Here is a 10,381-nt window from a genome sequence, read left to right on the forward strand (position 1 = left end):
CCGGAATATAACGCAAAGATAGTAAAGACAAACATTGTAATTCCCACTAACCCGTTGCGCATAAAATATTTTTGAGTTACCTTACTCAAATTGGCGGGACTGACAATCAGATGTTGAAAAATAAGAACACCTGCAGCCACTGCCACTCCCACATAATAAATGCTATGCAAATTCAAACTATTCCCGACAATGATAAAACCGGCAATACTTACTATATGCATGAGCTTAGATAATCGCAGCGCTCCCGCCAAGCCAAAGCGTACAGGCATTGAGTGTAAGCCATGAGCTTTATCGAATTCCACATCCTGGCAGCCATAAATGACATCAAAGCCGGCAATCCATACTGCTACCGACAATCCCAGGATTAGGGCAACAGGCGACACATCCCCCCTGACGGCAATCCAGGCCCCAACAGGTGCTCCTGCTAACGCTATCCCTAAAACCAGATGGCATGCCCAGGAAAAGCGTTTCATATAAGGATATAGCACCAGCGGGATAATAGCCAGCGGCCAAAGTGTTAAACATAGCGGTTGAAGCTGGGCAGCAGCCAGTAGAAATAGTAATAAACTGCCAGCAATAAGAACAATAGCCTCCCAGGGTTTAACTATGCCGGTGACCATCGGTCTTTGGGTAAAACGCGGGTGCAACCGATCATATTTTAAGTCTATAAGATTATTTAGTGCCAGAGCGGCACTGCGGGCGCCAACCATGGCAACCGTAATCCACAGGAGATCAGGACCACTGGGAAAGCCGCCAGCCGCTAAGAAAGCTCCCATATAGGCAAACGGCAGTGCAAAAACGGAGTGGGACAATGCTATATTATCAAGATGGGCTTTTAACTTACTCAAGACCTAATTCCTTCCATTTGGTATCAACCATTTGTTTTATATCGTCCGACATAATGATCTCGTCCGGCCACTCACGGGTTTGACCTTCTTCCCGCCACGATTTTGTCGCGTCAATACCAACCTTGGTTCCCCAATTCGGCATAGGAGAAGAATGATCAAGTACATCAAGCGGGCCATCCACCATAGTTATATCACGCCTGGCATCAATGTTATTAAATACCCGCCACCAAACCTCATTCATATCCTGGACATTAACATGCGAATCCACAACAATAATCATCTTGGTGAACATCATTTGCCCCATGCCCCAGATCGCATGCATCACTTTTTTAGCCTGTTGTGGATAGCTTTTTTTTATTGATACCACCGCACAGTTATGAAATACACCTTCAAGAGGCAGGTTTATATCCACAATCTCAGGTAGCTGGGTCTGCAATACAGGCAAAAAAATACGTTCAGTGGCTTTAGCCAAAAAGCAATCTTCCATTGGCGGTTTACCGACAATTGTCGCAGGATAAATAGGATTTTTACGATGGGTAATGCAGGTTATATGGAAAACAGGGTAGTTATCAGCTAGCGAGTAATAACCAGTGTGATCACCAAAGGGGCCTTCTATCCTGATTTCATCCATTTTCACATAGCCCTCAAGCACGATCTCTGAGCCTGCCGGTACTTCAACATCTACGGTTTCACATTTAACCATTTCAACCGATTTCTTTCGCAAAAAGCCAGCGAAAACCATTTCATCAATGTCGCGAGGCAACGGGGCAGTTGCTGAATAAGTTATTGCAGGATCACCACCAATGGCAACAGCGACTTCAATTTTATCTTTGCCCAGCTCTTGGTGGGCCCGGTAATTTTCAGCCCCGTTTTTGTGGATGTGCCAGTGCATACCGGTAGTTTGATTATCAAACACCTGTAATCGATACATACCAACATTACGCTTGCCATTAAGCGGATTCTTGGTAAACACCAATGGCAGGGTGATAAACCGCCCGGCATCGCCTGGCCAGCATTTTAAGATCGGGAACTTATCAAGAGAAGGCTTGTCCTTAATAATTACTTCTTTGCAGGGAGCGTTTTTTACATATTTAGGGAAATTAATCGCTCGCTTGGCCGATGGAATGAGTTTAACCAAATCCAGCTTATTTTGCAGTGAGATATATGGCAACTTCAGAATTTGCCGGATTTCATGGGCAATATCATCAATGTTATCAACACCAAGCGCTAAGGCCATGCGCTCCATGCTGCCGAAAGCATTCATCAGTACGGGTATATCATATCCCTTAACATTTTCAAAAAGCAAGGCAACGTTTTTCGCTCCTTGCATTTTTGAAACCCGGTCGGTAATCTCAGTAATCTCAAGTTCACAGTCGACAGGCTGGCTGATCCGCTTAAGCCAGCCCCGCGACTCTAATGCCGCAATAAATTCCCGCAGGTCGTTATAGGCCAAAATTTAACTGCTCCTTTCCAAGAAAAAACTCCACTATTTACGCAGTATGTATTTAACAATCAAGAGGCTTATCTCATATAGCAAAATCATCGGAACAGCCACCATGGTCTGAGAGAAAACATCAGGTGTGGGTGAAATTACCGCCCCAATTACAAAAGACATAACAAAAACTATTTTTCGCTTTGCAGACAAAAACGACGAACTGATTATACCTACCCTGGCCATAACCAAAATAAATAATGGTAATTCAAAAATAAATCCAAAAGGCAATAAAAAAGAGATAACAAAAGATAGATACTGACTGATGGAAAACATCGGCTGAAGATTCTCATTAGCAAAGCCCATAAAGAATTTGATCCCTGCCGGTAAAACCAGATAGTAAGAAAAAACCAGTCCAACAACAAACAGAATAATTGAGGCAGGCACCAGAAAGACCCCTGCCGTTCGCTCGTTGTTGGTCATTGCAGGCATAATGAATGCCCATAATTGATACATAACGATCGGAAGTGCTAATAAAAATCCAGCAAAAAAAGAAACCTTCAGATAAGTAAAAAAAGCCTCAGATGGATTCATATAATATAGTTTTCCTGCCGGTGCAGTAATCAGTCCTGTAATTTCGGCAGCATAAAAGTAGCAAATAAAGCTACCAACAGCAATAGCAGCAAACATTACAATTATCCTGCGGCGAAGCTCCTCGAGATGACCAATCAGCGACATCCCACTTGAAGGCTGCTCCGGTGCAACGGCTTCTGTTTCGTTGTCTTGCTCATCTCTAACGACTTTGTCGCTATATATTACAGTAGTATTTTCATTTATTTCCTGCACTGCTGACTTATTGTTCTCATCTTGCGTGTTCTCTGGCATTCAACACCCTCACTTTTTCTCGTCAGACTGCTTGTTATCGGGTGTGGCCTCAACTTTTGACGGTTCATCCTTAGGGTTTACAATATCGGTGCTGGCCCGGCGAAATTCCTGTATTCCTTTACCAATCGCCTTACCAACCTCCGGTAATTTACCAGGACCGAAAACGACGAGTGCAATAACCAATATTAACACCAATTCCGGCATACTGAAGCTAAACATCAATACCATCTCCTTTTGCATATTTACACAGCTATATTATACCTGTCAGTCCACCAAAATACAATCCGGTAAAATGTATAGCAAAATACGGCTGCCCCCGTTATGCCCTGTTATGACACATTACGAAGGAAAGCCGTAATCTTCGTTAGGAATTTGCAGTATTTCTTTGCTGCCTTTTCGTTTATTAAATGTATGAATTTTACCTGTTTTAATCTTAATAAGCACATCTTCGACCAGATTAAGATGTTCCTGCATTTTCCGTTTAGCTAAGCGCGGATTACGAGCCGCTATCGCTTCGTATATTTCATAATGCGATTGATGTAACAATGTTGGCATATTATCAATTAAGAATAGTTTTTGACGTGATGTTCGAAACGTATTTGTCAGCAAGTCTGAAATGGCATTCATTAATCTGATCAATATTGGATTATTGGCAGCTTTTGCAATAGAAAAGTGAAAATTTGCATCACCAATTTCCCCAATACCGCCAGAGTTTACCTCCTCAAGCATGCTGACAAGAGCGTGTTTTATATTCTCCAGATCATCGGGACTCGACCGCGTTGCTGCGAGTGCAGCTGCTTCAATCTCTAAGATCTTACGCACTTCCAGCAACTGCACAATATCATCAATCTCAATCTGCAGAAGAAAGGATAACGGTTCCATCATTCCTTCATAAGAAACTTGTCTGACAAAACTACCTTCGCCCGGGCGAATGGTGATAATTCCCATAATCTCAAGGGCACTAAACGCTTCACGCACCGATGCACGGCTAACATTTAAAGTGTCTGCTAATTCCCGCTCAGAAAGCAGCTTATCACCAGGATGTAGTTTGCCGTCAATAATAAGTTTCTTTATTTGGCCAATAATCTCTTCATAAACTTTTTTAGTTTTAACCGGTTTAAACATAGCACCTCCAGAGGTAAGGCTAGTATTTGCGCAAACCTACGAAATCAGCTACCGCCAGTAAGGATTCTCTTACAGGAGCATTAAGCGTTACTGGCAAACTATTCCTGGCATGTTGCAAATATTTATGAACCTGCGCATAACTATATTCTATCGCATCAGTTGCATGGACTATCTCCAATCCACGTTTTACATCGCTGTCAGACATAGCCTGTTTAATAACAATACTTCTAAGTTCATCATGATAAGGACTATTTCTCAAAGCATAAATGACCGGCAAGGTAACTATTCCCTGCCGTAAATCGTTCCCTACCGGTTTACCAATTTGTTCGGCTGAGGCTGTGAAATCCAAAATATCGTCAGTAATTTGAAAAGCCATACCGATTGCATAACCAAACTCCCGGACCTGAGCCACTTCTGCTGGTTCCATATGACCGGACAAAGCACCAAGTTCACAGCTTGCAGCAATAAACTCAGCGGTCTTTTGCGCCACCCTCAGACGATAATCGGCTTCATCCTGATCTGGATTAAAGGATTCTTTCAATTGAACAATTTCGCCTTCACACATCGTACAAATCACATCAGTTAAAATTTTCAGCATATTTTTTTCAGCACCGATTGTAACTGCAGAAAATGCTTTGGCAAACAAGTAATCACCCGTTAATACTGAACTATGATTGCCCCAGCGGGCGTTAGCTGTTGGCCGGCCGCGCCGGGTAGCTGCATTGTCGATCACATCATCATGTACCAGTGTAGCCATATGGATAAGTTCAATGGCAACTGCCATCGGTAAAAGTTCAGCGTGATTAGGGGTAGCGCCCCGGGCACATAACAGATACAGCGCGGGCCGTAAACGCTTACCGCCCGCCTGTACCAGGTGTACGCTAATATCATTAACCAAATCTACCGGCGATTGTATTATAGAATACAGTTCTTTTTCGACAGCTACTAGATCATCTTGAACTATTTCGAATATGTTGTTCGGAAATTTGCTCACTCAATAATCACCTACAAGACAAAATCTGTTTCTATAATACACCATTATACCGGCAACAGTCTACAATATTGGTAGTCTTTTACTTATTTTTTTCAACGCGGAGGGCACAATCCGGACAAATCATCTGACAAATGCCGCACACAATACATTTTTCCATGTCTGCTTCAACACGCGGTGTGCCATACACCCCCAGATCCTCCGACCAGGTAATACATTTTACCGGACATTTCTCTATGCATAAGCCACAGCCTTTGCACAGGTTAGGAAAAACAGCCCAGAAGCCCTTTTCGCCATCATATTTTTCAGATTCCCAGTTAATTTTAGCCATTTCTGCCCCTCCTTACATTGCGCTCTTAATGAGTTGATAGCCGCGTTCGAGAGCTTTGAAGTTCATATCTCTTAGTGCGGGATTTGCTTTAAACTTATCGCCCAGCTTAGTCTCTAGCGCTTTTTTGATGCTGTCCATTGGCAGAACCTCAGTTGCTGCAATGACTGCACCTAAAATAATGATGTTAAATACACGCGGGTGCAGCTCATTTTTTGCAATGTCATTAGCGGGGATGGCCACAATTTTTTTAACCTCAGGAATATTAGCAGGGTCTACTCCTGGTCCTGGCTTAGTGAACGAACAGGTCTTAGGTTCTCCTGCAATCAAATCCTGTGGCAGATCAGCGTTAGGATGGTCTGCAGTCGGACAAGGCGGGGTCACATCAAAATACTGCAGTCCAATAATGTTGTCTTTTACTTCGCCTTCCTGGATCAGCGAGTTGTCATATATATACACAGTATCTTTACCAGCATACATTTTAGTCCGGTCAACAGCTCGCGGACTTACCGGGATAAGAATGTCGGCTTTCTGAAATTTAGGAGCGCCAATGGCACCATCGCTTACCTGAACAAAAGCAATCGACACACCACCGCGCTGCTCTACACCGAAGTTCGGGATGTATAGTGCGTTTTTACCTTCTTCATTAGCGGCTTCGGCCAGAATCTCAGCTATTGACTGAACCCCTTGACCGCCTTCGCCGGCTATAGCAATTTTAACGACTTTTGCCATTGGTTTAGCCCTCCTTCGCTTGCGGCGTGCGCAGCTCGCCGACTTTAAAGTATTGAGCCATATCTTTTTCAATAAACTCCCATGTTTGTTTGGCATTGGTACGCCAGTTGGTCGGGCAGCCAGCCAGGCATTCCACGAAAGATATACCATTACCGTCTATTTGGTTTTGCAGTGCCTTTTTAATGAAACCTTTTAGCTGACGGGGATTAGCAACTGTACCACGGGCAACGTAGGCCCCCTCAGGAGCCACAGCAGCAACCATTTCAGGCCCTTTAGTAGGATAGCCTGCCTGTTCTACATCGCGTCCATAGGGAGTCGTTTCTGTCTTCATGCCTGGCAGTGTGGTCGGAGCCATTTGTCCGCCCGTCATGCCATAATTACAGTTATTGCACAAGAAAATAGTAATTTTTTCACCACGGACAGCAGCATTGAAAAGATGCTGGGAACCAATCGCATAGCCGCCACCGTCACCCATATAGGCAACGCCAATAATGTCGGTATTGGCACGTTTCATACCGGTTATTACCGGGGTAGTACGCCCATGATGAGTTTGTACAGTATCAACATTGAAGAAATCCCACGCCAAAAGCGAACAGCCAATATCGCAGCCAAATACCATTTTATCTTTAATACCCAGCTCGTCGATAGCCTCACCAAGACATTTCAGGATAATACCATGGCCACAGCCCGGACAGAACTTATGCGCTTTGGTATCTTGATCCCAGCTGGTAGGCATAGCCGGTTGTAGAACGCTGTTTTGTTTAAGGTCTTGCATGTTAGTCCTCCTTCCTGTTTTTACAGTTTATTATACTCTTCAATAATTTCTTCGGTAGTAATACCAACACCCGGGCGAAGCATAGGTGCAATTTCGATAGTACTGCCGAAAATTTCATGTTGAACAAGTTTTAGAAGTTGACCATAGGCCGATTCAGCCACAAGCAACTTCTTTGCGCCTTTGATAGCGTCTTTAAGCTGTTTGCCAGGGAAGGGGCGAAGCGTGATTGGACGGAAATAACCTACTTTCTTACCTTCGGCACGCAGCTGGTTGTAGGCAGTCAGAGCAGCACGGGATACAATACCATGAGTAAGGAAAATCACATCGGCATCTTCGCAGCCTTTAGCATCCCATTCCACAATCTCCCCTGCCATCTTCTCCCAGTCACGTTGATGATTCATAACTACTTCATATAATTCATCTTCTGTATTGTAGGTATTACGGATATGCTTAATTTGGCGGTCTGGTTTTTCAGTATCCCCCAGGATAGGTGTTGGTTTAACCAGATTCATTCCTTTTTCTTCAGGATCATAGATAGTAAGCGGTTCGCGCATTTTAGCTTGATAACCGTCGCCTAGCACAAACGCCGGGAAACGGTAAGTCCAGGCAGCATTAAAAGATTTAATCGTATAATCAAATAATTCTTGATGGGTCGCAGTAGAGTAAACAATACGATGACCTTCCCCGTTGCCGCCGAAAGTGGTCAATGTCGTTTCTTGCTGAGCATAGATAACAGTGGCAGTCGAGGGACCGCCCCGTTGCTGGATAATATACACAATTGGCAGTCGCATCATTTCGGCCATGCCAGCGGATTCCTGCATTAAAACGTTGCCAGGTCCTGCTGTCGCAGTGAAGGCCTTTCTGCCCGAAATTACGCCACCGAGAGTGGTAAAACCGGCAGAGATCTCATCTTCAGTCTGCAAGAAGCGTTTGCCGTACTTAGGAGCAAGCCTTGTCCAATAATGCATAATCTCATTTTGTGGTGTGATCGGGTAACCATACATAATATCGGCTTTAGCCGCTACTGCAGCCCAGGCACACACCTCGTTGCCTGTCATAAATACTCTTTGTTCACCTTTCAGTGAAACTTCGGCCATAAGAGCACCTCCTGAAAATATATAGCCTTGCTTACTTCAGCCGCATAGCTGAGTGTTACTCAGGCCATAGCCTGACTAGTGTCCACGCGGCGAATTCCTCCTGGACACTAGTCAAGCTATAGATAATCCGAGTTATTTACCAATTTGAAAAAAATGTAAAAACCCTTATATAACGATATGAGGTGGGGATATTTTCCCCACCCTCATATCATACCCAGCATCCAGCAGTTCTATATACAATAGATCCAACTATTACTATCTTACTAAGGAATCATCCAAGTCAATACATATGCCTGGGCGTAGGTCATAACACCTACTACCACAGCCAGAACGAGGGAATGCATTACTGTAAAGTTAAACAAATCGCCCTCTTTCCCAACTAAACCAGTGGCGGCAGTAGCTACAGCAATACTCTGCGGCGAAATCATCTTACCAGTTACACCACCGGAAGAGTTGGCTGCAACAGCCAGAACAGGGTCCATACCAACTTGTTGGGCCGTAACAGATTGCAGGTTACCAAACAAGGCATTGGCTGAAGTGTCTGAACCTGTCAGGAAAACGCCTAACCATCCCAGGAAAGGTGAGAAGAAGGGGAAGAAACTGCCAGTCCCGGCCAAGAACAGGCCAAGAGTGGAGCTCATACCAGAATAGTTCATAACATATGCAAGACCTAACACACATGGAATAGTGATAAGCGGTTTAGTCAACTGTTTAAAGGTTCTGGCAAAGATATTGCAGAAACGGCTAGGACCAACACCCAAAATGGCTGCTGATATAATGCTGGCAATAAACAATGCAGTACCAGCAGCACTTAGCCAGTTAATCTTATACAGAGCAGCCATCGCTGTCGACTTTTTAACAATAGGTGCAACCTGCATAACAACTTTATCAAGACCAGGAACCAGTATCTTAAGTGATACTGCATCAATTACAGCTTGAACCGGCTTTAAGCCCCAGAGAATAACCATTACTGTGAGGACGATAAATGGTGACCATGCTTTTATGATGGTGCCAAATGTATATACAGGAAGTTTAGTAGTAGTGGCTGCCGCGGCTTTTTCATCAGCAAACCGCCAGATTTTCGCAGGCTTCCACGATCTCAGGAATACGGTTAAAGCTACAATTGTAGCTAAAGCCGAGAGGATATCAGGAAGTTCCGGACCAATGAAGTTAGATGACAAATATTGGATCGAGGCAAACGAAATACCAGCTACCAGACAGGCAGGCAGTACTTCCATTGCAGATTTCCAGCCTGACATAAGAACAACAAGCCAAATCGGAATAATTACCGAGAGGAATGGTAACTGACGCCCTACCATTTGGCTGATCTTCATCGTGTCCAAACCGGTTACCTGACCAGCTACGATAATTGGAATCCCAATACCACCGAAGGCAACAGGCGCCGTATTAGCGATCAGACAAAGACCTGCTGCATATAGTGGATTAAAGCCAAGACCTACCAGCATGCCTGCCGAAATAGCAACAGGTGTACCAAAACCGGCAGCGCCTTCCAGGAATGCGCCAAAAGCGAATGCAATGAGCAGCGCTTGTAGACGACGGTCATCAGTGATAGAAGCAATTGAGTTTTTGATGATTTCGAACTGACCGGTCTCAACGGTCATATTGTAAATGAAGATTGCGGTAATAACGATCCAAAAGATGGGGAATACACCATACATTGCACCCATACCGGTAGCGGTAAGAGCTGTTGCAACAGGCATCTTGTATACCAGTATTGCTACAAGCACTGCCGAGGTTACAGCGGCTGCGCCTGCAATTTGACCAGGTGTCCGGCGTATGGCAAGCAGATAAAAGATAATAATCACAGGAATTGCTGCCATAAATGCCGATAAAGCTAAATTTCCCATTGGGTCATATATTTGTGTCCACGTCATGAAATTTACACCCCTCTTTTTTAGCTTTACGCTTTCTCTTTAATTACTTTGTTTAATTAGTCTGCCGATTAAATTTTAGACCAAAAACACCTCTCTTTCGTTAAAGTTGCAAAAATTGCAAATGATTTTTGCAAAGCCACCTGCCTCATGCCATGCTCCGACATCAGCGAAAAATACCGGCCTTGAGGACTGGTGGTCTGACCATCTTACCTCTGATGTTATTCTACCTATACTAACAAAATCCTGCTTCCAAAATCCAAATATTTATAACTT

The 10,381-nt window shown here is 44.1% G+C and carries 11 protein-coding genes; all 11 read right to left on the bottom strand.

What is annotated here, in order from left to right; all coding sequences use genetic code 11:
• Positions 1-848, bottom strand: an 848-nt coding sequence (locus VN379_RS05020; RefSeq protein WP_325531436.1) for a UbiA-like polyprenyltransferase, incomplete at its 3' end; no start/stop codon positions are given.
• On the bottom strand, positions 841-2,301 hold the full coding sequence (locus tag VN379_RS05025) for a menaquinone biosynthesis decarboxylase (protein ID WP_325531438.1): 1,461 nt from the start codon (positions 2,299-2,301) through the stop codon (positions 841-843). The genes VN379_RS05020 and VN379_RS05025, both read right to left, overlap by 8 nt.
• Positions 2,302-2,334: 33 nt before the next feature.
• Complete coding sequence (gene tatC, locus VN379_RS05030; protein WP_325531440.1) at positions 2,335-3,165, bottom strand: twin-arginine translocase subunit TatC; 831 nt, start codon at positions 3,163-3,165, stop codon at positions 2,335-2,337.
• Between the two features lie 9 nt (positions 3,166-3,174).
• The gene (locus VN379_RS05035) at positions 3,175-3,384 is read right to left on the bottom strand and encodes a twin-arginine translocase TatA/TatE family subunit (protein ID WP_325531442.1); all 210 of its coding nucleotides are present in this window, start codon (positions 3,382-3,384) and stop codon (positions 3,175-3,177) included.
• Positions 3,385-3,504: 120 nt separating this feature from the next.
• Entirely contained in the window at positions 3,505-4,290 is a 786-nt protein-coding gene (locus tag VN379_RS05040) for a FadR/GntR family transcriptional regulator (protein ID WP_325531444.1), read from the bottom strand.
• Positions 4,291-4,309: 19 nt separating this feature from the next.
• The gene (locus VN379_RS05045; RefSeq protein ID WP_422663617.1) at positions 4,310-5,284 is read right to left on the bottom strand and encodes a polyprenyl synthetase family protein; all 975 of its coding nucleotides are present in this window, start codon (positions 5,282-5,284) and stop codon (positions 4,310-4,312) included.
• Between the two features lie 79 nt (positions 5,285-5,363).
• Positions 5,364-5,612 (bottom strand): 4Fe-4S binding protein, encoded by a 249-nt coding sequence (locus tag VN379_RS05050; protein ID WP_325531446.1) that lies wholly within the window; start codon positions 5,610-5,612, stop codon positions 5,364-5,366.
• A gap of 12 nt (positions 5,613-5,624) precedes the next feature.
• The gene (locus tag VN379_RS05055) at positions 5,625-6,341 is read right to left on the bottom strand and encodes a 2-oxoacid:acceptor oxidoreductase family protein (protein ID WP_325531448.1); all 717 of its coding nucleotides are present in this window, start codon (positions 6,339-6,341) and stop codon (positions 5,625-5,627) included.
• A 4-nt stretch (positions 6,342-6,345) separates the two neighbouring features.
• Entirely contained in the window at positions 6,346-7,116 is a 771-nt protein-coding gene (locus VN379_RS05060) for a thiamine pyrophosphate-dependent enzyme (RefSeq protein WP_325531450.1), read from the bottom strand.
• 20 nt (positions 7,117-7,136) lie between these two features.
• Positions 7,137-8,213 carry a ferredoxin oxidoreductase gene (locus tag VN379_RS05065; RefSeq protein ID WP_325531452.1) on the bottom strand — a complete coding sequence of 359 codons (1,077 nt, stop codon included), beginning with the start codon at positions 8,211-8,213 and terminating at the stop codon, positions 7,137-7,139.
• Between the two features lie 263 nt (positions 8,214-8,476).
• Positions 8,477-10,108, bottom strand: coding sequence for a lactate permease LctP family transporter (locus VN379_RS05070; RefSeq protein WP_325531454.1), 1,632 nt, complete (start codon positions 10,106-10,108; stop codon positions 8,477-8,479).
• Positions 10,109-10,381: the final 273 nt, after the last annotated feature.

Origin of the sequence: Sporomusa sp. (assembly GCF_035561255.1) — a bacterium.
Lineage (GTDB): Bacteria > Bacillota > Negativicutes > Sporomusales > Sporomusaceae > Sporomusa.